The sequence below is a fragment of the Pantoea sp. JKS000250 genome (assembly GCF_003201065.1).
GTDB classification, from domain to species: domain Bacteria; phylum Pseudomonadota; class Gammaproteobacteria; order Enterobacterales; family Enterobacteriaceae; genus Pantoea; species Pantoea vagans.
On record NZ_QICZ01000001.1, the window covers coordinates 2,045,466 to 2,069,306 of the forward strand.

The window sequence follows — 23,841 nt, forward strand, 5'->3', positions numbered from 1 at the left end:
CCAGTAAGAATTAGCTCGCGGACGTCAGATGACGCCCGCGCTGTATCTGATTATGGGTTAACCGGATCTAACCAGCCCCATTTGTCTTCGGTTTCACCCGTGAACAGACCAAAGAAGGCCTGCTGGACACGTTTGGTGACCGGACCACATTTGCCTTCGCCCACCTGAATGCGGTCAACGCTGCGCACTGGTGTGATTTCTGCCGCGGTGCCAGACATAAAGACTTCATCAGCCAGATAGAGGGATTCACGCGACAGAGTCTGCTCACGCACTTCAATGCCCATATCACGTGCCAGCGTAATGATCGCATCGCGGGTAATGCCCGGCAGTGCCGAAGAGGTAAATGGCGGGGTATAGAGCACGCCATCTTTAACTTCAAACAGGTTTTCGCCAGCACCTTCTGAGATCAGGCCATTAGTATCCAGCGCAATGCCTTCCTGATAGCCATGACGACGGGCTTCGCTGCCCACCAGCAGTGAGGAGAGGTAGTTACCACCCGCTTTAGCGGCGGTTGGCAGGGTATTTGGTGCTACGCGGTTCCATGAAGAGACCATGGCATCGATGCCGTTTTCCAGCGCTTCAGCGCCCAGGTAAGCGCCCCACGGGAAGGCGGCAATGATCACGTCAGTCGTGAAGCCATCTGGCGGGTTGACGCCCAGGCCCACATCGCCGACGAAGGCCAGCGGACGGATATAAGCACTTTTCAGTTTGTTTACGCGGATGACTTCGCGGCACGCTTCCATCAGCTCATCAACGCTGCTTTTAATCGGGAAACGGTAGATTTTGGCGGAGTCGTGCAGACGTTGCATGTGTTCACGATGACGGAACACAACCGGTCCTTTGTGAGAGTCGTAGCAGCGGACGCCTTCAAATACCGACGTACCGTAGTGCAAGGCGTGGGACATGACGCTGACCTTCGCTTCTTCCCACTTAACCATCTCGCCATTGAACCAAATAAAGTCTGCTTTCTTCGTGCTCATTGTTATTCCCTCTCGCGGCTACGCGCGGATTTGTTGTGTTGTCTGTTGTTGAATCTGAACGCATGCAACGTCGATCAATTTACTTAACTGCGAAGACAGTAAATCGACGGAGCGCTGGCTGGCAACGGTCATTTCAATATTAATGTTTTCTGCGTTGGCGACGGAGGCCATGTTCATAGAACAGACCTGAAAACCGCGGTGACGCACGACGCGTAAAATGCGCTCTAATATTTCAGGGCGGAAACGGGCTTCGATAGACAATAGATGCTGGTTCATACGGTTTTCTCCATCATGTTTGCATTGCTGGCACCCGGCGGTACCAGTGGCCAGACGTTTTCATGCTCATCTATTGCAACATGCAGGAAGTAAGGACCTTCGCTGTTCAGCAGAGCATCAAGGGCGGCGTCGACCTGATCTTTACGGGTAATGCGCTGGCCGGGAATGTTGAACGCGCTGGCCAGCGTGAGGAAGTCGGGATTGTCGGACAGGTTAGTTTCACTGTAGCGACCATCGAAAAACAGCTGCTGCCACTGGCGCACCATGCCCAGACGCTGGTTATCCATCAGTACGATTTTGACCGGCAGCCTGCCGCGCTTGATGGTGCCCAGCTCCTGAATGTTCATCATGATGGAGCCATCGCCCGAGACACAGATCACTGTATCGTCCGGACGTGCAACCTGCGCACCGATGGCAGCCGGTAAGCCAAAGCCCATAGTGCCTAAGCCGCTGGAGGTGATGAAGTTCTCCGGCGCGCTGAAATCCATATGTTGCGCTGTCCACATCTGGTGCTGACCAACATCAGTGGTGACGACGGCATTCGCCGGTTTGCGATCGGAAAGCTGCTTCAGCAGCAGCGGCGCATAGATCGCGTCGCCCGGATGGTCATAGCGCCATGTATGGCTGGCTTTCAGTGCCTGCACCTCATCGCGCCAGGCGTTGATAGATAAAGGCTGACTCAGGGCGGGCAGCAGTTCGTTAAGATCGCCCTGCAGAGAGACATGAGCGCGACGTAATTTGTTTAATTCAGCGGGGTCGATATCGAGATGAATGACGCTGGCGTGCGGTGCGAAGGTATCCAGCTTGCCGGTGACGCGGTCGTCGAAACGGGCACCGACCGCGATCAGCAGGTCACACGCCTGTACGGCCAGGTTAGCGGCTTTGGTGCCGTGCATGCCTAGCATACCGAGATAAACGTCACTGTGTGGGTTCACACTGCCCAGTCCCTTCAGAGTAACAACTGCCGGGATGCCGGTCTCTTCTGCCAGCTTGCGCAGTGCCGGAACCGCCTGCGCCAGACCAACACCGCCGCCAACGTAGAGCATGGGCTTTCTGGCCTGCGCCATCAGTGCACGTGCCTGGTCAATCGCCTGATGCGGCAGCGCATTTCTTTCTTCAACCGGAACCAGATGCGGCGCGGGTTCACCCTGTGCAATCTGAATGTCTTTCGGGATATCAATCAGTACCGGGCCAGGACGGCCTGACTGCGCCAGCGCAAAAGCTTCCGCCATGATGGCGGGCAGCTCATCCAGCGATTCCACCAGGAAGCTGTGCTTGGTGCAGGCCAGAGAGAGTCCCAGTACGTCAATCTCCTGAAAGGCATCGGTGCCGATGAAGGCCGAGGTGACCTGACCCGTTACCGCCACAACCGGCACTGAATCCATCATGGCATCCGCCAGACCGGTGATCAGGTTTGTCGCGCCGGGGCCGGAAGTGGCGATACAGACGCCGGTTTTGCCGGTTGAACGGGCATAGCCGATTGCCGCCATCACAGCGCCCTGCTCGTGACGACACAGTAGGTGTTCCACGCCGCCATCATAGAGCGCGTCGTATACCGGCATGATGGCGCCGCCCGGGTAACCAAATACGGTATCAACACCCTGCGCGCGTAAAGCCTGAACTACCCACTGTGCACCTGTCATCGCTATTCTCCTGTGTCCTGACCGGAACAACAGAATTTTATGCTACTGTTCATTGTTTGTTCCTTGTGGATTTACTGATATTTCCTCGGGTCGAAAAAAAACCCCCGGACCTTTCGGTGCGGGGGTTTTTCGGATTCGAGGCTTGATTTTTAAGCCTTTCTTTCTCCAAGCGTTGCCCCGCACGGTAGGTTAATAACCACCACCACGCTAATCACGACCAGGCTAATCACTTGTAGAAGGGCTTTCATGTGTTGTTCAATTCTTTTTCGTGTTCGAAGTAATGCCTACAGAGTTATCATAGTCAGGGGGCATGACACAACTTTTTTTACAGATTTATTTTAGCTTGTTGCGCAGAATCAAGGCCTATCAATCTGTAATACAAGAAATAATTACATAATGATAATTATTCATCACTTCAGGGACGTAATAATATTTCGATGAATTTGCGTACTGTCGCGCAGCGTTTTAAAACGCCATGAAACAACTTTCGATGGGGTGTGCGATGTCCCGAACTGTGCTGATGCTGTGCTCGCTTTTCTTTGATGCAGTCACCAGACTGACGGCAACAAGGAGCGAGTATGTCATTGTCAAAAGTTCTGACCCGGGCAGCACTGGGGGTGGAAGCCCCGCTGGTGACCATTGAGGCACATATCAGTAACGGCCTGCCTGCCTTGACCCTGGTGGGTCTGCCGGAAACCACGGTCAAAGAAGCGCGTGAGCGGGTACGTAGCGCCATTATCAACAGCGGTTTCACCTTTCCGGCAAAGCGGGTCACCATCAATCTGGCTCCAGCGGACTTACCCAAAGAGGGCGGACGGTATGACTTACCTATGGCAATCGCCATTCTGGTTGCCTCTGAGCAGCTTCCTGCCGACAAGCTGATGCACTATGAGTTTCTGGGTGAACTGGCACTCGACGGCGCGCTGTGCGGTGTTCAGGGCGCGATTCCGGCAGCCATGGTAGCAATTCAGGCTGGACGACAGCTGGTTCTCTCTGCTGAAAATCAGGCGGATGCCGGACTTATCCGTCAGGGATCATCGCTGGTCGCCTCTAACCTCAGCGACGTATGCACTTTTCTGCGCAATGAACTCACGTTACCGACAGCGCAGTCTCCTGAGCATCAGGGCAATCCACCTGCTGACGACCTCGCAGATATTATTGGTCAGGAACAGGGACGCAGAGCGCTGGAGATCACGGCGGCTGGCGGGCATAACCTGTTACTGATTGGCCCGCCTGGCACCGGTAAAACCATGCTTGCCACCCGGCTGCCCGGCATCATGCCTTCTTTAACCGACCAGGAAGCACTGGAATGCGCGGCAATCGCCAGCCTGGTGAACAATAGCAGTACTCTGCACCGACAATGGCGTACCCGGCCTTTCAGGTCGCCTCACCATAGCGCATCTCTCTACGCTTTGATTGGTGGTGGATCGCTGCCACGCCCCGGCGAGATCTCACTGGCGCATAACGGCGTGCTATTTCTGGATGAGTTGCCGGAATTTGATCGCAAGGTGCTGGACTCTCTGCGCGAGCCATTAGAGTCGGGTGTCATCGCTATTTCGCGTGCCCGCGCAAAAGTCACCTATCCGGCAAGATTTCAGCTGATTGCTGCTATGAACCCAAGTCCAACCGGACATTATCAGGGACAGCATAACCGCACCTCACCTCAGCAGGTGCTGCGTTATCTCAGCAAGCTGTCTGGCCCTTTTCTCGATCGTTTTGATCTTTCGCTGGAGGTGCCGCTACTTCCTGGTGGAATGCTTAGTGGACAACGCCCTGCAGCAGAAACGTCTGGACAGGTTCGTCATCGGGTGGTCGCAGCGCGGGAGATTCAGCTGACCCGTGCAGGCAAAATTAATGCGCATTTAAACAATGCGGAGATAATGCGCTGGTGTCAGCCGGCTAAGGAGGATGCGGAGTGGCTGGAGTCAGTACTGGAGAAACTGGGTTTATCTGTACGGGCATGGCAGCGGATTTTGAAGGTGGCGCGTACCGTGGCCGATCTGGCGGGAGATGCGGAGATCAGCCGGCATCATCTGCAGGAGGCTGTCAGTTATCGCACAATTGATCGTTTAATGATTCATCTGCATAACAGCCTGCAATAAAAAAGGGGCTTTCGCCCCTTCTCTGTTAATCGTCGCTGTCGGTAAAGTCTTCGACGGTATCCATCTGCGGTTTACCGCCAGACAGCGTATGAAAACGCTTAGGACGCTTAATGCGGGTCATATATTTAGACCATACACGTTCGGCTTCCGTTTGCGGCTCACGCACGCCACGACATACTTCAATAAACAGACGTTCTTCTTCTGTTGCAGGCTCACGCTTTGATAAATCCAGCTCATTAAAGGCGAAACCGTGGCGTTCAAGAAGCTGAGCTTCTTTAATAGTAAAGTCACCGTGGCGTGAGAAACCACGCGGGTAATGTTTGTTATCAAAGAAACGATTCTCTGTTGAGAAGCTTTCCGCCATGTTACACGCTCCTGATTTTCTAATGCCGTGCTGTTAATGGCGCGGAGTATTAGATAGGCTTGACAGAGTGTAAAACAAAACATTTAAATCTATACGACAAACATTTTTTGGGAGAACGTTGTGGATACGGAATTACTGAAAACTTTCCTGGAAGTGAGCAGAACACGCCATTTCGGGCGTGCTGCAGAAGCACTTTACCTTACGCAATCTGCTGTCAGTTTTCGCATCCGCCAGTTAGAGAATCAACTTGGCGTTAACCTTTTTACACGGCATCGCAATAACATACGTCTGACAGCGGCCGGAGAGCGCCTGCTTCCCTATGCTGAAAGCCTGATGAGTACCTGGATGATGGCAAAGAAGGAGGTTTCCCACACTCAGCAGCACCATGAGCTTTCGATCGGTGCCAGTGCATCGCTATGGGAGGCTTATCTGACGCCGTGGCTACAGACGCTGTATGAGAATCGTGAAAGCCTGCATTTAGAAGCGCGCGTGGCACAACGACACCTGCTGGTTAAGCAACTCCATGAACGCCAGCTGGATCTGTTGATCACCACTGAAGCGCCTAAAATGGATGAGTTAACCAGTCAGCAGATTGGTCATATCTCGCTGGCGCTGTTCTGCGCCCGGCAGAGCGAGAAACGCGAAAAATATGATTACATTAAACTGGAATGGGGAGCAGATTTTCATCAGCACCAGAGTTACCTTTCCGGGGCTGATGATGTGCCAGTACTGACCACCACGTCAGCGCATGTTACCCGTGAACTGCTGCATACCACCGGCGCGTGCGCATTCCTGCCTGACTTCTGGCAGAGTGTTTACAGTGAGTTGATGGTGATCCCGGATACGCCCGTCGCCGTTCGTCCGCTCTATGCTGTCTGGTTGCAGAACAGCGATCAGCAGGCGCATATCCGGCAGTTGCTTAAATTCCCGATTCTGGTCAGGCAAAACAGCTAAAGATCGGCAGGTAGAGAAGTAAGCAGGGAAGAGATGAGACCAGTTAGATTTAGCTGGTTCTTCTTTTTTGCCTTTCTGAAGGCAAAAAAAATCCTTTGCCGAAGCAAAGGATCGTTTTCTGGCAGGGGCGGAGGGACTCGAACCCCCAACACCCGGTTTTGGAGACCGGTGCTCTACCAATTGAACTACGCCCCTAATAGGGTGGCGGAACGGACGGGGCTCGAACCCGCGACCCCCTGCGTGACAGGCAGGTATTCTAACCAACTGAACTACCGCTCCACCGATTCTTTCACGCTTATCAGCAACCGGCTGATAACCGTCTGTTCCCGTTATTTTCCCTGTCAGAGGAAAAGGAACAAATTTGATGCCTGGCAGTTCCCTACTCTCGCATGGGGAGGCCCCACACTACCATCGGCGCTACGGCGTTTCACTTCTGAGTTCGGCATGGGGTCAGGTGGGACCACCGCGCTAAAGCCGCCAGGCAAATCTTGGTGCACGAAACGAATCTTTCCCGCCATGACCGCGTTGCCATCGCTCAGCCACACCGGTCACATACCTCAGTATGCTCCCGCTGATGTCTTCGCTCTGCGCCTTGTCACGCCGCAAAATCTTTCGTTTCCGCTAATTTTATCCGGAATAAGCTGAAAATCTGTCTCTCAAAAACGCCTCTGGCGTTGTAAGGTTAAGCCTCACGGGTCATTAGTACCGGTTAGCTCAACGCATCGCTGCGCTTACACACCCGGCCTATCAACGTCGTAGTCTTCAACGTCCCTTCAGGACCCTCAAGGGGTCAGGGAGAACTCATCTCGGGGCAAGTTTCGTGCTTAGATGCTTTCAGCACTTATCTTTTCCGCACTTAGCTACCGGGCAATGCCATTGGCATGACAACCCGAACACCAGTGGTGCGTTCACTCCGGTCCTCTCGTACTAGGAGCAACCCCCCTCAATTCTCCAGCGCCCACGGCAGATAGGGACCGAACTGTCTCACGACGTTCTAAACCCAGCTCGCGTACCACTTTAAACGGCGAACAGCCGTACCCTTGGGACCTACTTCAGCCCCAGGATGTGATGAGCCGACATCGAGGTGCCAAACACCGCCGTCGATATGAACTCTTGGGCGGTATCAGCCTGTTATCCCCGGAGTACCTTTTATCCGTTGAGCGATGGCCCTTCCATTCAGAACCACCGGATCACTATGACCTGCTTTCGCACCTGCTCGAGCCGTCACTCTCGCAGTCAAGCCAGCTTATGCCATTGCACTAACCTCACGATGTCCGACCGTGATTAGCTGACCTTCGTGCTCCTCCGTTACTCTTTAGGAGGAGACCGCCCCAGTCAAACTACCCACCAGACACTGTCCGCAGCCCGGATTACGGGCCTACGTTAGAACATCAAACATTAAAGGGTGGTATTTCAAGGTTGGCTCCACGCAGACTGGCGTCCGCGCTTCAAAGCCTCCCACCTATCCTACACATCAAGGCTCAATGTTCAGTGTCAAGCTGTAGTAAAGGTTCACGGGGTCTTTCCGTCTTGCCGCGGGTACACTGCATCTTCACAGCGAGTTCAATTTCACTGAGTCTCGGGTGGAGACAGCCTGGCCATCATTACGCCATTCGTGCAGGTCGGAACTTACCCGACAAGGAATTTCGCTACCTTAGGACCGTTATAGTTACGGCCGCCGTTTACCGGGGCTTCGATCAAGAGCTTCTCCTTGCGGATAACCCCATCAATTAACCTTCCGGCACCGGGCAGGCGTCACACCGTATACGTCCACTTTCGTGTTTGCACAGTGCTGTGTTTTTAATAAACAGTTGCAGCCAGCTGGTATCTTCGACTGGCTTCGGCTCGGGGAGTAAATCCCTCCACCTACGCGCCAGCGTGCCTTCTCCCGAAGTTACGGCACCATTTTGCCTAGTTCCTTCACCCGAGTTCTCTCAAGCGCCTTGGTATTCTCTACCTGACCACCTGTGTCGGTTTGGGGTACGATTCTGTGTTACCTGATGCTTAGAGGCTTTTCCTGGAAGCAGGGCATTTATCACTTCAGCACCGTAGTGCCTCGTCGTCACGCCTCAGCGTTAATAAGGGACCGGATTTACCTGGACCCTCCGCCTACACGCTTAAACCGGGACAACCGTCGCCCGGCTGATATAGCCTTCTCCGTCCCCCCTTCGCAGTAACACCGAGTACAGGAATATTAACCTGTTTCCCATCGACTACGCCTTTCGGCCTCGCCTTAGGGGTCGACTCACCCTGCTCCGATTAACGTTGAACAGGAACCCTTGGTCTTCCGGCGAGCGGGCTTTTCACCCGCTTTATCGTTACTTATGTCAGCATTCGCACTTCTGATACCTCCAGCATGCCTCACAGCACACCTTCGACGGCTTACAGAACGCTCCCCTACCCAACAACGCATAAGCGTCGCTGCCGCAGCTTCGGTGCATGGTTTAGCCCCGTTACATCTTCCGCGCAGGCCGACTCGACCAGTGAGCTATTACGCTTTCTTTAAATGATGGCTGCTTCTAAGCCAACATCCTGGCTGTCTGTGCCTTCCCACATCGTTTCCCACTTAACCATGACTTTGGGACCTTAGCTGGCGGTCTGGGTTGTTTCCCTCTTCACGACGGACGTTAGCACCCGCCGTGTGTCTCCCGTGATAACATTCCTCGGTATTCGCAGTTTGCATCGGGTTGGTAAGCCGGGATGGCCCCCTAGCCGAAACAGTGCTCTACCCCCGAGGATGAGTTCACGAGGCGCTACCTAAATAGCTTTCGGGGAGAACCAGCTATCTCCCGGTTTGATTGGCCTTTCACCCCCAGCCACAGGTCATCCGCTAATTTTTCAACATTAGTCGGTTCGGTCCTCCAGTTAGTGTTACCCAACCTTCAACCTGCCCATGGCTAGATCACCGGGTTTCGGGTCTATACCCTGCAACTTAACGCCCAGTTAAGACTCGGTTTCCCTGCGGCTCCCCTATACGGTTAACCTTGCTACAGAATATAAGTCGCTGACCCATTATACAAAAGGTACGCAGTCACCCTGATAAATCAAGGCTCCCACTGCTTGTACGTACACGGTTTCAGGTTCTGTTTCACTCCCCTCGCCGGGGTTCTTTTCGCCTTTCCCTCACGGTACTGGTTCACTATCGGTCAGTCAGGAGTATTTAGCCTTGGAGGATGGTCCCCCCATATTCAGACAGGATACCACGTGTCCCGCCTTACTCATCGAGCTCACAGCACGTGTGCTTTTGTGTACGGGAGTATCACCCTGTACCCTGCGACTTTCCAGACGCTTCCACTAACACACATGCTGATTCAGGCTCTGGGCTGCTCCCCGTTCGCTCGCCGCTACTGGGGGAATCTCGGTTGATTTCTTTTCCTCGGGGTACTTAGATGTTTCAGTTCCCCCGGTTCGCCTTGCAGCACTATGTATTCATGCTGCAATGATGCACAGAGTGCACCGGGTTTCCCCATTCGGACATCGACGGCTGTAGCGGTTCATATCACCTTACCGTCGCTTTACGCAGATTAGCACGTCCTTCATCGCCTCTGACTGCCTGGGCATCCACCGTGTACGCTTAGTCGCTTAACCTCACAACCCACAGGCGTTTTTCAACGCTGCAGACTGCAAGCATTTGAGAGACTCGGACGCATCGTATTTTTCATTCTTATTACGGAGAATGAAAACGACACGTCGTTTCAATTTTCAGCTTGTTCCGGATTGTTAAAGAGCATAATACTTCGCAGCACACCGTTGCCGGTACGCTCTGAAGTATTCAGAAAAAAACAGATAAAACGGTATGGTGGAGCTAAGCGGGATCGAACCGCTGACCTCCTGCGTGCAAGGCAGGCGCTCTCCCAGCTGAGCTATAGCCCCATACAGTTACTGCAGAGACCACTACTACCAGGAGTAACATTCTTCATGTAAAGAATGCGATTTTTTCTCAGGCAGGGCGTGTCGATGCGAAGCATAGTGAACTATGCGAGCCGTCGACACAACGCAGCATGAGGACAAATCTGGTAGGCCTGAGTGGACTTGAACCACCGACCTCACCCTTATCAGGGGTGCGCTCTAACCACCTGAGCTACAAGCCTGTAGAGGTTTTTTCTGCTCGTTACTTTTTATCAGACAATCTGTGTGGACACTGCGCGGGAAGGTATCTTCAGGTAAGGAGGTGATCCAACCGCAGGTTCCCCTACGGTTACCTTGTTACGACTTCACCCCAGTCATGAATCACAAAGTGGTAAGCGCCCTCCCGAAGGTTAAGCTACCTACTTCTTTTGCAACCCACTCCCATGGTGTGACGGGCGGTGTGTACAAGGCCCGGGAACGTATTCACCGTGGCATTCTGATCCACGATTACTAGCGATTCCGACTTCACGGAGTCGAGTTGCAGACTCCGATCCGGACTACGACGCACTTTGTGAGGTCCGCTTGCTCTCGCGAGGTCGCTTCTCTTTGTATGCGCCATTGTAGCACGTGTGTAGCCCTACTCGTAAGGGCCATGATGACTTGACGTCATCCCCACCTTCCTCCGGTTTATCACCGGCAGTCTCCTTTGAGTTCCCGACCGAATCGCTGGCAACAAAGGATAAGGGTTGCGCTCGTTGCGGGACTTAACCCAACATTTCACAACACGAGCTGACGACAGCCATGCAGCACCTGTCTCAGAGTTCCCGAAGGCACCAAAGCATCTCTGCTAAGTTCTCTGGATGTCAAGAGTAGGTAAGGTTCTTCGCGTTGCATCGAATTAAACCACATGCTCCACCGCTTGTGCGGGCCCCCGTCAATTCATTTGAGTTTTAACCTTGCGGCCGTACTCCCCAGGCGGTCGACTTAACGCGTTAGCTCCGGAAGCCACTCCTCAAGGGAACAACCTCCAAGTCGACATCGTTTACGGCGTGGACTACCAGGGTATCTAATCCTGTTTGCTCCCCACGCTTTCGCACCTGAGCGTCAGTCTTTGTCCAGGGGGCCGCCTTCGCCACCGGTATTCCTCCAGATCTCTACGCATTTCACCGCTACACCTGGAATTCTACCCCCCTCTACAAGACTCAAGCCTGCCAGTTTCAAATGCAGTTCCCAGGTTAAGCCCGGGGATTTCACATCTGACTTAACAGACCGCCTGCGTGCGCTTTACGCCCAGTAATTCCGATTAACGCTTGCACCCTCCGTATTACCGCGGCTGCTGGCACGGAGTTAGCCGGTGCTTCTTCTGCGGGTAACGTCAATCGACGCGGTTATTAACCGCACCGCCTTCCTCCCCGCTGAAAGTACTTTACAACCCGAAGGCCTTCTTCATACACGCGGCATGGCTGCATCAGGCTTGCGCCCATTGTGCAATATTCCCCACTGCTGCCTCCCGTAGGAGTCTGGACCGTGTCTCAGTTCCAGTGTGGCTGGTCATCCTCTCAGACCAGCTAGGGATCGTCGCCTAGGTGGGCCATTACCCCGCCTACTAGCTAATCCCATCTGGGTTCATCCGATAGTGAGAGGCCCGAAGGTCCCCCTCTTTGGTCTTGCGACGTTATGCGGTATTAGCCACCGTTTCCAGTGGTTATCCCCCTCTATCGGGCAGATCCCCAGACATTACTCACCCGTCCGCCACTCGTCACCCGAGAGCAAGCTCTCTGTGCTACCGTCCGACTTGCATGTGTTAGGCCTGCCGCCAGCGTTCAATCTGAGCCATGATCAAACTCTTCAATTTAAGTTTGATTTGCTTAAACAAGTTAAGCGGTGCTCATCTGTAAAACGTCATAATGAATTTCATTATGTGTTCACTCGTGAGGCTTTGATATTTTGTTGCGTCCGGAGACGCTGATATCAATCCTGCGAGTGCCCACACAGATTGTCTGATAAATTGTTAAAGAGCATGCCGCGATTTACTGCGGCGCGGGCTGCGTATATTACGCTTTCCGCATTGTCAGTCAAGCATTTATTTTCGCTTAACTCACTGGTTCGTATGATTTCGAACCTACTCAACCCGGCGCTTCGTAAGCCGTTGTGCCGTGTCAGTGGAGGCGCATTATAGGGAGTTCTCGGAGGCTGACAAGTGCTAATTTCAAATAAAATTCCGAGTGCTGATTTTTTCAGCTAAATGCCGCTAAAGCGCCAGTTTTTCGAGCAACGGGAAGCCATAACGCTGTAAAACGGGTGATAACTGACCCGCTTCACCATCCAGCGCCGTACAGAATGCGACATTCTGCTGCGAGGAGTGCACTTCTGGCGCTTCATGCTCCAGCAGCCAGACGGTGCGTCGGGCGATTGCCGCACCGGAATCAATCAGACGCGTTCCTTCAGGCAACACCTGCTGCAGCTCTTCGCGCAGTAAAGGAAAATGCGTACAGCCTAAGACGACCGTGTCCGGTGGCTCAGCCATCCGCAGCCACGGCTGGACAATGCGGCGCACCTCGTCCAGTGCAACTTCCTCACCGTGCAGCTTCGCTTCTGCCAGCTCCACCAGCTCGGCAGATCCCAGCATCTCAATGTTGCAGGAGCCGGCAAACTGCAACACCAGCTCATGGGTATAAGGACGGCGCACCGTAGCACGCGTTGCCAGTAATCCCACCACGCCATTACGCGTCAGGCGCGCGGCCGGTTTAATTGCCGGCACCACTCCCACCACAGGAAATGCAAAACGTTCACGTAAAGCGGGTAATGAAACAGTGCTGGCCGTATTACAGGCGATGATGACCAATGAGAGAGGGTAGCGCTGCGTAATAGCCTCAACGATAGCGACCACCCGCTCCACGATGAAGGTCTCGCTTTTCTCACCGTAGGGGAAGCCCGCATTATCGAAGGCATAGAGATAATGCAGGTCCGGCAATAGCTGACGGACCTCGTCATAGACAGAAAGCCCACCGACGCCGGAATCAAACACCAGCACGGTAGGGCGCAAATCAGAAGTTGTAGCTGCCGCTGAGGTAATACTCTCGTCCTGGGGTCTGATAGTCATACACTGTCTCGTAATCTTTATCGAACAGGTTGGCAATTCTACCACGAACCGTGAGTTGTGAAGTGACCGGATATGAGACGGCGAGATCCCACAGGCTCACTCCTCCTAACTTCACGCGTCGGCTGGGTGAACTGTTAAAGTCGGTATCATAACGGTCGCCCAGATAATGGTAGGTGACGGACCAGTCAAACTCATACAGCGTCCAGTCGAGCTGATACTTCACCTGCTGCTTAGCCCGGCGAATGAGGGGCTGATCGGTGCTGCCATCCCGCGCATCAACATAATCATAAGAGAACTGATGCGTCAGCGGCCCGGTATCAAATCCGGCGGTGGCTTCAACGCCTTTAATACGCGCCTGCTCAACGTTGTAGTAGCGGAAGGTCTGCGGATCGCCTTCAATCAGATTATCAATGTCATTGCGATAGCCCGACACGCGCCAGTTCACCGGCCCGCTCAGGCCTTCAAAACCGCCTTCCCACTGCTTACTTTTTTCCGGGTCGAGGTCGCGATTACCATAAAACGGACTGTAAACCTGCGACAGGTTCGGTGCTTTAAAAGCCGTGCCATAAGAGGCGAATGCGTGGTAACCAGAGATGAACTCCCATGACGCCGCCGTCTGCCAGGTGTTATGCCAGCCGAACTGATTGTTGTCGTCACCGCGTATCGCACCTTCAAGGGTGACGCTGCCAACCTGCTGCTGGCCGGTCAGGTAAAGGCCGGTGTTACGCTGCTCATAGCCCTCTGACAGATAGTTCGTGCCCGGCTCAGTCGTCTCTTTCTGCCAGTCAACACCGGCGCTGACGGCGCCCTGCCCCACCTGCACCGTGTTGCCCCACTGCAGGTTGTACTGGGTGACATCATCAAAGGTGGATGCAGCGCCATAGCGGCCATTGCGCGGATCGTAGTTAATGTCTTTAGTATGGCCGTAACTGGCGATGAGCTGGGTAGAGTAAATGTCACGGTTGAAGCGTAACCCGGTGTCCCAGGTCTGGCTGTAGAGCTGACGGGTATCCGCCAGACCGATGATATTAGTGAAGCTGTCATCATAAGTGTATGACCCGTCGTAGGCGGTACGGTTATCAAACCCATAGCCGCGCACAAAACCGCTGAGTTCATCGCTGAACTGATGCTCAAGGTTGCCATACAGGGTTTTGCTCATGAAGCCGTCGCGATCGTGCTGCGCCGGACCATAGTCATTGGGATAGCCCGCCACCACGTCATACCCTTTGGTATAGGTGTAGTTGCCAGCCAGGGTCAGCTTTGTCGCATCACTCAGTTTCTGCTGGGTGGAGCCATCGTATATCTGATAACCATTGGACCCCATGCCCGCCGTCAGCGTGGTGCCCGGTTGCGATCGACCTGTAATGATATTCACCACGCCGCCAATCGCATCAGAACCGTAAACCGCAGACCGCGCGCCGCGAACATATTCGATGCGCTGCACCAGCGACAGAGGGATCTGGCTGAGGTCAGACGAACCGCTGATACCCGCCTGATTAAGCCGGATACCATCAATCAGGATCAGCACATGTCGGGACTCGGTTCCCCGGATAAACAGTGAACTTTGCTGCCCCAGTCCACCATTCTGTGCGACATCGACACCCGGCAGACGCCGCATCACATCCGTCAGGCTTTTGGCCTGCCAGCGATCAATCTCATCACGCGTGACGACGGTGGTCGGTGCCAGCACACCTGAAACGGGTTCAGCAAAACGGTTGGCAGTGACGATTTGCGTATCATCATTTCCCTGCGCAAAACCGTTTTGCATCCAGAGGGAAATCGCCGTTGCGCTCAGCGCGAACAGCGATGCAGTTTTTTTAGTCATTTTTAATCGCATCCATAAGACGAAGCAGGATGCCGCGGGCCGACAATCAATAGAACGCGATGATTGAACGAGTAGCGACGTTACACCGGCAGGTCTTCGGGCTGGGAACCATAAGTGATGATGACTTCCCATCCCGCAGGACAGTGTCTGCACTTGCACACATCACGACATTCCTTACCGCTGCGCGTCAGCTCCAGATTCACACTGGATTCCCTGGTAACTCGAGCTTGAGGCCGGCGCTTGCAGTCTACGGAGTGGAGATACGGAAGTCCAGACTGCTAAATATCTTCTCGCTGCAGGACTGGACATCAGCAAGTGAATGCCTACAATCGCCCGCTGGTAAGCTATTAATCAGGATTGCTCATGACACCCGAACATCTCCCCATTGAAGAGTATGACGCACAGCTGGCGGAAAAAGTCAGTCGTTTAGAGACGATGATGACGCCGTTTGCTGCGCCCGACGTGGAGGTGTTCCGTTCGCCGGTCAGCCACTATCGGATGCGCGCTGAATTTCGCCTGTGGCACGACGGCGATGATATCTATCACATCATCTTTGATCAGCAGACTCGCGAGCGGATCCGTGTTGATCAGTTCCCGGCGGCCAGCCAGCTGATCAACCAGCTGATGCCAAAGATGATCGCCGCGATCCGTGATAACCGCACTCTGCGTCATAAACTGTTCCAGATCGATTATCTGTCGACCATGAGCAATCAGATTGTGATTTCCTTGCTCTATCACCGCAAGCTGGATGATGAGTGGCAGCAGGCAGCTGCTGCGCTGCGTGACCAGCTGCGCGCGGAAGGGCTGGATGTGCAGCTGATTGGCCGTGCGACCAAAACCAAAATCTGTCTGGATCGCGACTTTGTAGACGAATGTCTGCCCGTGGCGGGTCGTGAGATTATCTATCGTCAGGTCGAGAACAGTTTTACCCAGCCTAATGCGGCGATGAATATTCAGATGCTGGAGTGGGCGCTGAATGTGACGCAGGATTCACAGGGCGACCTGCTGGAGCTTTATTGCGGCAATGGTAACTTCTCGCTGGCGCTGGCGCGTAATTTCCGCCGCGTGCTGGCGACAGAAATCGCCAAACCCTCTGTTGCGTCGGCGCAATACAACATTGCCGTGAACCAGATTGATAACGTGCAGATCATTCGCATGGCAGCGGAAGAGTTTACGCAGGCGATGAATGGCGTACGCAGCTTTAATCGTCTGGAAGGGATTGACCTGACCAGCTACGAATGCGAGACGATTTTTGTCGATCCGCCGCGCAGCGGCCTGGATGAAGAGACGGTGAAAATGGTGCAGGCCTATCCGCGCATCCTTTACATCTCCTGCAATCCGCAAACCCTGAGCGACAATCTGCAGACGCTGTCAGAAACGCATGAGGTAACGCGGCTGGCGCTGTTTGATCAATTCCCCTATACCCACCATATGGAATGCGCCGTTCTGCTGACGCGTAAAGCGTAAACAAAAACGGGAACCCTGAGGTTCCCGTTTTCATATATTCCTGATGATATCCCTACTGATTACGCTTGCGCTTAAATCGCGTCGCAATCCAGAACACCAGCGCAACCATCAGAACGGTAGGGACAAAGTTGGAGCCAATGTCCGGGTATTCCGCCCGCACCAGCGCGCTATACACCAGAATCCCCAGCAGGAAAAACGCCGCCGCCAGACCTGGCATGCCGTCCGGCATGTTGGTGTTGAGATAACGCTGATGCAGACACCAGGCCGCCAGACCCAGCGCAATCAGCGGAAAAATCGAAAAGGGAACAAAAGCGCTGAACAGCACAGAAAACGAGCCGTTAATCGCTAAGCCGGTAATAAAAGCCAGTGCCAGAGTGCTTTTATCGCGGATACCTGGGTGGGTCATGGACGGATCCTTACTCATTGCTCTTCGGGTTTTTCCAGGGTAACCGCCAGTCGTTCCTGCTCACGGCGATACCAGTAATAAGCGCCTTTGGCGATCATACGCAGCTGCAGCACCAGCCGATCCTCAAGCTTACGTCGCTGCTCAGCATCAACATCCAGTGCTTCTGCACCGGCGCTGAAAACAATGGTCACCATCGCTTCAGCCTGCGCTTCGGTAAAACTACGCGGCATGCGATTTTCGACCTCAAGATAATCGGCCAGTTCAGCGATGAAGTGCTGAATTTCACGCGCCACGGCGGCACGAAAAGCGGCAGAGGTACCGGAACGTTCACGCAGTAACAGGCGAAAAGCGTTGGGGTTGTTGCCGATGAACTCCATAAAGGTCGCTACGGACGTTTTAATGATGCTGCCACCTTTGGCGATACGCTGGCGCGCCTGACGCATCAGCTGTCGCAGCATCAGCCCGCTTTCATCCACCATCGTCAGACCAAGCTCATCAACATCCTTAAAATGACGATAAAAAGAGGTAGGTGCTATTCCCGCTTCACGGGCAACTTCCCGCAAACTCAGACTGGTAAAACTGCGTTCGGCGCTGAGCTGACTGAAAGCTGCTTCAATCAGTGTACGTCGTGTACGTTCTTTTTGTTGCGCTCTGACGCCCATGCTCTCTGCCTTTAGCGGTATTGAGTGGGCACTATAACAAAATTTTCAGCGTACAGATTGGCAATCTTTGTCACCGCCTGTGAACCTCACTCTTTGTCAAAATGTGATGAAAATCGCTGATAGAATTCAGAAGTGCGCGACGAGATGTTAGAATCTCGTTGTAAAAATGTATAAATAATAGGACGTATCGGTATGCAAAAGTCTTACGATTACGATGCCATTGTGATTGGCTCAGGGCCCGGCGGTGAAGGGGCGGCGATGGGGCTGGTAAAACAGGGAGCGCGCATCGCCGTGATCGAACGCTACCACAACATCGGTGGCGGTTGTACGCACTGGGGCACTATCCCTTCTAAAGCCCTTCGCCACGCCGTCAGTCGCATTATTGAATTCAACCAGAACCCGCTCTACAGCGACCATACCCGACTGCTTCGCTCCTCTTTCGCCGACATTCTCAATCACACTGAAAATGTGATCAGCCAGCAGACAGCCATGCGTCAGGGCTTCTACGAGCGTAACCGCTGTGAACTTTATCAGGGTGATGCGCATTTTGTAGATGCCAATACCATTGAGATTGAGCAACCCGACGGCACGCGTGAGACGCTGACGGCAGAGAAGTTTGTTATTGCCTGCGGTTCACGACCTTATCATCCTGACGATGTCGACTTTACCCATCCGCGCGTTTATGACTCTGACTCTATCCTCAACCTGCACCATGAACCGGGCCACGTCATTATTTATGGTGCGGGTGTAATTGGCTGTGAATATGCGTCCATTTTCCGTGGCCTGAACGTCAAAGTTGACCTGATTAACACCCGCGATCGTCTGCTGGCATTCCTTGATCAGGAGATGTCTGACTCCCTTTCTTATCACTTCTGGAACAGCGGCGTAGTCATTCGTCACAACGAAGAGTTTGAGAAGATCGAAGGCGTGGAAGATGGCGTGATCATGCATCTGAAGTCCGGCAAGAAAGTGAAAGCAGACTGCCTGCTTTACGCCAACGGCCGTACCGGTAACACCGATTCACTGTCGCTGGAAAATGTCGGTCTGGAAGCGGATGGTCGTGGCCTGCTGAAAGTGAACAGCATGTATCAGACGGCTCAGCCGCACATCTATGCCGTGGGTGATGTGATTGGCTATCCAAGCCTGGCCTCTGCCGCCTACGATCAGGGCCGTATTGCCGCGCAGGCAATTATCAAAGGAGAAGCGTCCGCGCACCTGATTGAAGATATCCCGACCGGCATCTACACCATTCCGGAAATCAGCTCTGTAGGTAAAACCGAGCAGCAGCTGACGGCGATGAAGGTGCCTTACGAAGTGGGTCGCGCGCAGTTCAAACATCTGGCGCGTGCGCAGATCGTCGGCATGAACGTGGGCAGCCTGAAGATTCTGTTCCATCGCGAAACGAAAGAGATTCTGGGGATCCACTGTTTTGGTGAGCGTGCCGCCGAGATTATTCACATCGGTCAGGCGATCATGGAGCAGAAAAATGGTGGCAACACGATTGAGTACTTCGTGAATACCACCTTTAACTATCCGACCATGGCTGAAGCTTATCGCGTTGCCGCGTTAAACGGCTTAAACCGCCTGTTTTAACGTAGCGTCGAAATAGTGGGCCATGTGGGTTTTAATCGCCTCTGCGAGCTGTTCATAACGGCTGCGCAGAGGTGACCCCGGACGATAGACCAGCGCAATCGTACGCTGTGGCACCGGTTTGTAGCAGGGAAGATAGCAGACGCCATCGCGGACGCGTTCCGGCGGGACTGCCAGCGCTGGTAACAGCGTAATTCCGCTGCCAGCCGCCACCATATTACGCAGCGTCTCAAGACTGGTCGCGCGGAAGTGGGTATCTTCATCCGCACCCGCCTCAAAGCAGAAACCCATCGCCTGGTCACGCAGACAGTGCCCGTCTTCCAGCATCAGCAACTTCTCGCCAGCCAGATCGGACATCGGTACGCGATCGCGATCGCACCACGGATGATCGGCATAGACGGCCAGCTTCATCGGCTCGTCAAACAGCGGCACTTCGATAAAGGCCTGACTCTCTTTGACCAGCGCGATAATCGCGCAGTCCAGCTTGCCGCTGTCGAGCTGAGACAGCAGCTGCTGCGTCTGCGCTTCGTGCAGGTACATCTCCAGCTTCGGGAATGTCTGGTGCAGCGTCGGGATAATCTGTGGCAATAAGTAAGGCGCGGTGGTCGGGATGAGGCCGATATGCAGCGGACCTGACATCGCTTCCCCTTGCTGACTGGCCATCTCTTTCAGCACTTTCACTTCACGCAGCACCGTTCGCGCCTGATCCACCAGCAGCAGACCTGCCTGTGTGAACAGCACTTTACGGCTGGTGCGCTCCAGCAGCATCACACCCAGCTCATCTTCCAGCTTACGGATCTGCCCGCTTAATGTTGGCTGACTGACATGACACGCATCCGCGGCACGGCGGAAATGACGGTGTTCAGCAAGCGAAACCAGATATTCAAGATCACGAATATTCATTATTACCCTCCAAACCACGATAGCCCGTGGCGATAGATAGAATAGCAATGAACGATTGGCCCTATCAAGGGTGGTTAGGAATAATGCGCGCATCAAATGGAACACGGCAGGTCAGGAGCAAAAAATGTTTGCAAGTCAGGAAGGTAAAGCGATTCCATCAGTCACTTTTCACACGCGTCAGGGCGATCGCTGGGTAGATGTCACCACAGAAGCGTTGTTTAAAGACAAAACGGTAATCGTTTTTTCACTGCCGGGTGCATTTACACCGACCTGCTCCTCCAGCCATCTGCCGCGTTATAACGAATTAGCGGGTCTGTTTGCCCAACAGGGCGTGGACAGCATTCTGTGCGTCTCGGTGAATGACACCTTTGTGATGAACGCCTGGAAAGCCGAACAGCGCGCAGACAACATTACTTTTATTCCTGATGGCAACGGCGAGTTCACGCGTGGCATGGAGATGCTGGTTGAGAAAGCCGATCTCGGTTTTGGTCCGCGGTCATGGCGCTACTCGATGCTGGTGCGTAACGGCGTGGTAGAGAAAATGTTTGTCGAGCCGAACAAACCTGGCGACCCGTTTGAGGTCTCCGATGCTGACACCATGCTGCGCTATCTGGCGCCGGAGTGTAAAGCCCAGGAGTCGGTCTCCATCTTTACTAAACCTGGCTGCACCTTCTGCACTCAGGCAAAAAAGATGCTGATGGATCATGGTATTCAGTACGAAGAGATTGTGCTGGGGCAGGATGCGACAACCGTGAGTCTGCGTGCCGTTTCAGGCCGGGCGACGGTGCCGCAGATCTTCATGGGTGGTCGTCATATTGGCGGCAGTGAGGAGCTGCAACACTACCTGCTGTCAGCGTAAAGAATCTGAGCGTCGGCCGGGAGAGCAGGCGCTTTGATGATGTGCCTATAAAAAAGTAGTAATTCTGAAGCTAGAGGTTGGCGGGCATTTAATGTGCCCGCTTTTTTTACCTGCTTAGCAGCTGACATGCACTTTTTCAGATCCCGCAATTATCACACGGAAAATAGTCAGATTAACTGGATGCTCCATAATAATGCCAGATAATAGGTAAGAACCCGCAACTTACACGTACCCAAATCTCTGGGAAATTCCCTTTAGAAAAAACCTCACCCACGAAATAATATAAATAAAGTTGACTCACTAAAATTACCATACTGCAACTCATGTAAAAATACGCACAGTGAATATAATTTTCACTTATTCAGACTGAAAACCACTAAAATAAAGATAAAATACCGCCAGTGCGTAAAATGGAAATTATGCTATATACCACCATCCATCATTCGGTTATTTTTGACTTCGTCGGACAACTTTATATGTTCGGACATAAACCCTATTCTATTTAGAAATAACTTTTTGAGGGATATAATTATGCGTACTTTGTCTTATGAAGAAACAAATGCAGTGAGTGGTGCTGACCTGCAAGGTGCAGTTATCGGCATGGTAGATGGCGCAGCAACAGGTATGGCAATTGGGGGGAAATGGGGTGGTGCAGGTGGCTTCATCGTTGGTGGTATATCACAGCTTTTTGGTCTGATTATTCCAACCATCATGGGTGGTGTCGCAGGCTTAGTTATCGGTGCTGCCACCGATACCGCTTCAGTGCAAAGCCTGCTTGCAGATTATCGTTCCACTTTCGGTCCAGGTAACGTTGATCACGGCGGCACGATCGGCTAATCCGCGCGCCTGTTAACTCTTCAGGGCGAAGCCGGGTCTGATTAATTTATTTCTTCGCCCTTTTTTGTTTCCTATTGAAAAATAAAAAGGTATCGTGCATGAGAGCATTATCGATCAATGAATTTCAATATGTCAGTGGTGCGTCCGTTATTAATACTGAAACCTGGGCTTATATGGATCAGGTGCTGAGTAATACCTTAGATGGGGCATCTACTGGCATGGCGATTGGTGGAAAATGGGGTGGCGCAGGTGGCATCATATTTGGCGCTATATCTCAACTGGTTGGTCTTATTGTCCCCGCAATAATGGGCGGCATATTGGGCATGGTATCCAGCATTACGATAGGTTACGAGGCGACAGGGCTGTTACTGAATGATTATCGGGAAAAGTTTGGCACGGATTAATTTCTTTTCAAAAAAATAAAGACTACCGGTAATAGCAACTGATGTTGGTTTTCGCCCAAAATTTTAGTGCGGTTGAATAATCAGCGCACACAGCTGTTAATAATTTCGCAAAAGTCATGCCTTTTACCTGACATTAAAATAACGGGCAAAGCATTAACTCTGCCCGCTTCTCAATCACGCCAGACGTTGCTTTGCGTCACCAATGGCACGCGCAACCTGCTGCGGCGAAACACCGCCCTGCGCATTACGCTTATTTAGACAGGATTGCAGCGCCAGGATCGGATAAACATCCTCGCCAATTACCGTACTGAACTGCTGCAACTGCGCCAGCGACAGCGCTTCCAGCGCCACGCCCTGCCCGATGGCAGCCACCACCACTTCCCCGACGATATGGTGTGCTTCACGGAACGGCACGCCTTTAGCGACCAGATAGTCAGCCAGTTCGGTGGAGTTTGCGTAACCCTGTTCAGCGGCTTCCTGGCAGCGCGGACGTTTAACCTGCAGGCCATCCAGCACCAGTACGGACATATGCAGACAGTCGAGCCAGGTGTCGAGCGCGTCAAACAGCCCCTCTTTGTCTTCCTGCATATCTTTGTTGTAGGCCAGCGGCAGACCTTTCAGCGTCATCATCATGCCGGTCAGTGCGCCCTGCACCCGACCACACTTGCCGCGAATCAGCTCCAGCGCATCCGGGTTTTTCTTCTGCGGCATCAGCGAGGAGCCAGAGGTGACTTTATCTGACAGCTCAATAAAGCCCGCTTCGCCGGTATTGAAGAAGATCATATCTTCAGCAAAGCGCGACAGATGCACCATGCCAATGGCCGCATCAGAGAGCAGCTCCAGCACGTGATCGCGATCTGATACGGTATCCAGGCTGTTACGTGTGGCAGAAGCAAAGCCCAGCCAGCCAGCCAGCTGCTGACGATCGATCTCGTAAGCGGTACCAGCCAGAGCGCCACAGCCCAGCGGGCTGACATCAAGCCGCTTCAGGGTATCCTGCAGTCGGCTCTCGTCACGCGCCAGCATTTCAACGTAGGCCAGACACCAGTGCGCAAACGTCACCGGCTGCGCGCGTTGCAGGTGGGTGTAGCCCGGCATCACCGCATCCTGATTCGCTTCTGCCGTCACCACCAGCGCCTGCTGCAGTTCGCGGGTCGCACCCAGTAACGCCTCAATCTGCACTTTGCACCACAGTTTCAGATCGGTCGCGACCTGATCGTTACGGCTACGGCCGGTGTGCAGTTTTTTGCCCAGCGCACCGACTTTATCGATCAGCTTGCCTTCAACCCAGCTGTGGATATCTTCGGCGTCGCTCTGCAGGATCTGCTCAGGATTCTCACGCACGTCATCCAGTAACGCATTCAGCGCGGCTTCCAGCTGCTGCTGCTCATCCTGAGTCAGAACGTTGACCGTCACCAGCGCTTTGGACCAGGCAACAGAGCCAATAATGTCCTGCTCTGCCAGGCGGTAATCGAAGCGCAGCGAGTCATTGAACTGTTTAAAACGCTGATCCGCTGCCTGAGTAAACCGTCCACCCCAAAGTGCCATGTGAAAACTCCTCTGAATCGTTAAACAAGAGGCGGCATAAATGCCGCCTCTGAATTAAAACGGTGAGGC

Annotated in this window: 18 protein-coding genes, 4 tRNA genes, 3 rRNA genes and 1 riboswitch; of the genes, 7 read left to right on the top strand and 18 right to left on the bottom strand. The window is 53.4% G+C overall.

Annotated elements, in window-relative coordinates:
- Positions 1 to 50: 50 nt before the first annotated feature.
- The 4 genes from BY447_RS09815 to ilvL form a co-directional block, all read right to left on the bottom strand.
- The gene (locus BY447_RS09815) at positions 51 to 980 is read right to left on the bottom strand and encodes a branched-chain amino acid transaminase (protein WP_013359441.1); all 930 of its coding nucleotides are present in this window, start codon (positions 978 to 980) and stop codon (positions 51 to 53) included.
- An 18-nt stretch (positions 981 to 998) separates the two neighbouring features.
- Positions 999 to 1,256 (bottom strand): acetolactate synthase 2 small subunit, encoded by a 258-nt coding sequence (gene ilvM / locus BY447_RS09820; RefSeq protein ID WP_110331051.1) that lies wholly within the window; start codon positions 1,254 to 1,256, stop codon positions 999 to 1,001.
- Complete coding sequence (ilvG, locus tag BY447_RS09825; protein WP_110331052.1) at positions 1,253 to 2,899, bottom strand: acetolactate synthase 2 catalytic subunit; 1,647 nt, start codon at positions 2,897 to 2,899, stop codon at positions 1,253 to 1,255. The genes ilvM and ilvG overlap by 4 nt, the downstream gene beginning before the upstream one ends.
- A 149-nt stretch (positions 2,900 to 3,048) precedes the next feature.
- A complete protein-coding gene (gene ilvL / locus BY447_RS09830) occupies positions 3,049 to 3,147 on the bottom strand; it encodes an ilv operon leader peptide (protein WP_072101316.1) in 99 nt (32 codons plus the stop codon).
- A 330-nt stretch (positions 3,148 to 3,477) separates the two neighbouring features.
- On the opposite strand from ilvL, the gene BY447_RS09835 reads away from it, so the two are divergent.
- Positions 3,478 to 5,001, top strand: a complete 1,524-nt coding sequence (locus tag BY447_RS09835; protein ID WP_110331053.1) for a YifB family Mg chelatase-like AAA ATPase — start codon at positions 3,478 to 3,480, stop codon at positions 4,999 to 5,001.
- Positions 5,002 to 5,026: 25 nt separating this feature from the next.
- Here the strand turns inward: BY447_RS09835 and BY447_RS09840 are convergent, their stop codons facing one another.
- A complete protein-coding gene (locus BY447_RS09840) occupies positions 5,027 to 5,365 on the bottom strand; it encodes a DUF413 domain-containing protein (protein WP_010253568.1) in 339 nt (112 codons plus the stop codon).
- A 120-nt stretch (positions 5,366 to 5,485) separates the two neighbouring features.
- On the opposite strand from BY447_RS09840, the gene hdfR reads away from it, so the two are divergent.
- Entirely contained in the window at positions 5,486 to 6,319 is an 834-nt protein-coding gene (hdfR, locus tag BY447_RS09845) for an HTH-type transcriptional regulator HdfR (protein ID WP_010253571.1), read from the top strand.
- Between the two features lie 119 nt (positions 6,320 to 6,438).
- On the opposite strand, the gene BY447_RS09850 is transcribed toward hdfR, so the two are convergent.
- The 9 genes from BY447_RS09850 to btuB form a co-directional block, all read right to left on the bottom strand.
- Positions 6,439 to 6,514 (bottom strand) — tRNA-Trp (locus tag BY447_RS09850).
- 7 nt (positions 6,515 to 6,521) lie between these two features.
- A tRNA-Asp gene (locus BY447_RS09855) sits at positions 6,522 to 6,598 on the bottom strand.
- An 87-nt stretch (positions 6,599 to 6,685) separates the two neighbouring features.
- Positions 6,686 to 6,801: ribosomal RNA gene (rrf, locus tag BY447_RS09860) — 5S ribosomal RNA — on the bottom strand.
- 196 nt (positions 6,802 to 6,997) lie between these two features.
- Positions 6,998 to 9,907 (bottom strand): 23S ribosomal RNA (locus BY447_RS09865).
- A gap of 209 nt (positions 9,908 to 10,116) precedes the next feature.
- Positions 10,117 to 10,192: transfer RNA gene (locus BY447_RS09870), tRNA-Ala, on the bottom strand.
- Between the two features lie 141 nt (positions 10,193 to 10,333).
- Positions 10,334 to 10,410 (bottom strand) — tRNA-Ile (locus BY447_RS09875).
- Between the two features lie 73 nt (positions 10,411 to 10,483).
- Positions 10,484 to 12,023, bottom strand: a 16S ribosomal RNA gene (locus BY447_RS09880).
- Together the 16S, 23S and 5S rRNA genes with 4 tRNA genes alongside form the textbook arrangement of a ribosomal RNA operon.
- A 396-nt stretch (positions 12,024 to 12,419) precedes the next feature.
- A complete protein-coding gene (gene murI / locus BY447_RS09885; protein ID WP_110331054.1) occupies positions 12,420 to 13,271 on the bottom strand; it encodes a glutamate racemase in 852 nt (283 codons plus the stop codon).
- Positions 13,216 to 15,096, bottom strand: coding sequence for a TonB-dependent vitamin B12 receptor BtuB (btuB, locus tag BY447_RS09890; RefSeq protein ID WP_110331055.1), 1,881 nt, complete (start codon positions 15,094 to 15,096; stop codon positions 13,216 to 13,218). The genes murI and btuB overlap by 56 nt, the downstream gene beginning before the upstream one ends.
- A 69-nt stretch (positions 15,097 to 15,165) precedes the next feature.
- A riboswitch (cobalamin riboswitch) is annotated at positions 15,166 to 15,349 on the bottom strand.
- Between the two features lie 110 nt (positions 15,350 to 15,459).
- Here btuB and trmA point away from each other — a divergent pair.
- Entirely contained in the window at positions 15,460 to 16,563 is a 1,104-nt protein-coding gene (trmA, locus tag BY447_RS09895) for a tRNA (uridine(54)-C5)-methyltransferase TrmA (protein WP_110331056.1), read from the top strand.
- Between the two features lie 52 nt (positions 16,564 to 16,615).
- Here trmA and BY447_RS09900 read toward each other — a convergent pair whose 3' ends face one another.
- Positions 16,616 to 16,969: a YijD family membrane protein gene (locus BY447_RS09900; protein WP_013359448.1), complete on the bottom strand. Its 354-nt coding sequence runs from the start codon at positions 16,967 to 16,969 to the stop codon at positions 16,616 to 16,618.
- A 14-nt stretch (positions 16,970 to 16,983) separates the two neighbouring features.
- Positions 16,984 to 17,631 (bottom strand): HTH-type transcriptional repressor FabR, encoded by a 648-nt coding sequence (gene fabR / locus BY447_RS09905; RefSeq protein WP_013359449.1) that lies wholly within the window; start codon positions 17,629 to 17,631, stop codon positions 16,984 to 16,986.
- Between the two features lie 192 nt (positions 17,632 to 17,823).
- Between fabR and sthA the strand changes: the two genes are divergently transcribed.
- Positions 17,824 to 19,224, top strand: coding sequence for a Si-specific NAD(P)(+) transhydrogenase (sthA, locus tag BY447_RS09910; protein WP_013359450.1), 1,401 nt, complete (start codon positions 17,824 to 17,826; stop codon positions 19,222 to 19,224).
- Here sthA and oxyR read toward each other — a convergent pair.
- Positions 19,207 to 20,124, bottom strand: coding sequence for a DNA-binding transcriptional regulator OxyR (gene oxyR / locus BY447_RS09915; RefSeq protein ID WP_013359451.1), 918 nt, complete (start codon positions 20,122 to 20,124; stop codon positions 19,207 to 19,209). The genes sthA and oxyR overlap by 18 nt on opposite strands.
- Positions 20,125 to 20,248: 124 nt before the next feature.
- On the opposite strand from oxyR, the gene BY447_RS09920 reads away from it, so the two are divergent.
- The 3 genes from BY447_RS09920 to BY447_RS09930 all read left to right on the top strand — a co-directional run bounded on the left by BY447_RS09920 (position 20,249) and on the right by BY447_RS09930 (position 22,224).
- Positions 20,249 to 20,983: a glutathione peroxidase gene (locus BY447_RS09920; protein ID WP_110331057.1), complete on the top strand. Its 735-nt coding sequence runs from the start codon at positions 20,249 to 20,251 to the stop codon at positions 20,981 to 20,983.
- 531 nt (positions 20,984 to 21,514) lie between these two features.
- Positions 21,515 to 21,820 carry a hypothetical protein gene (locus BY447_RS09925; RefSeq protein ID WP_013359453.1) on the top strand — a complete coding sequence of 102 codons (306 nt, stop codon included), beginning with the start codon at positions 21,515 to 21,517 and terminating at the stop codon, positions 21,818 to 21,820.
- A 98-nt stretch (positions 21,821 to 21,918) separates the two neighbouring features.
- The gene (locus BY447_RS09930) at positions 21,919 to 22,224 is read left to right on the top strand and encodes a hypothetical protein (protein WP_049788880.1); all 306 of its coding nucleotides are present in this window, start codon (positions 21,919 to 21,921) and stop codon (positions 22,222 to 22,224) included.
- Between the two features lie 174 nt (positions 22,225 to 22,398).
- Here the strand turns inward: BY447_RS09930 and argH are convergent, their stop codons facing one another.
- Positions 22,399 to 23,772 carry an argininosuccinate lyase gene (argH, locus tag BY447_RS09935; protein WP_110331058.1) on the bottom strand — a complete coding sequence of 458 codons (1,374 nt, stop codon included), beginning with the start codon at positions 23,770 to 23,772 and terminating at the stop codon, positions 22,399 to 22,401.
- Positions 23,773 to 23,841 lie beyond the last annotated feature (69 nt).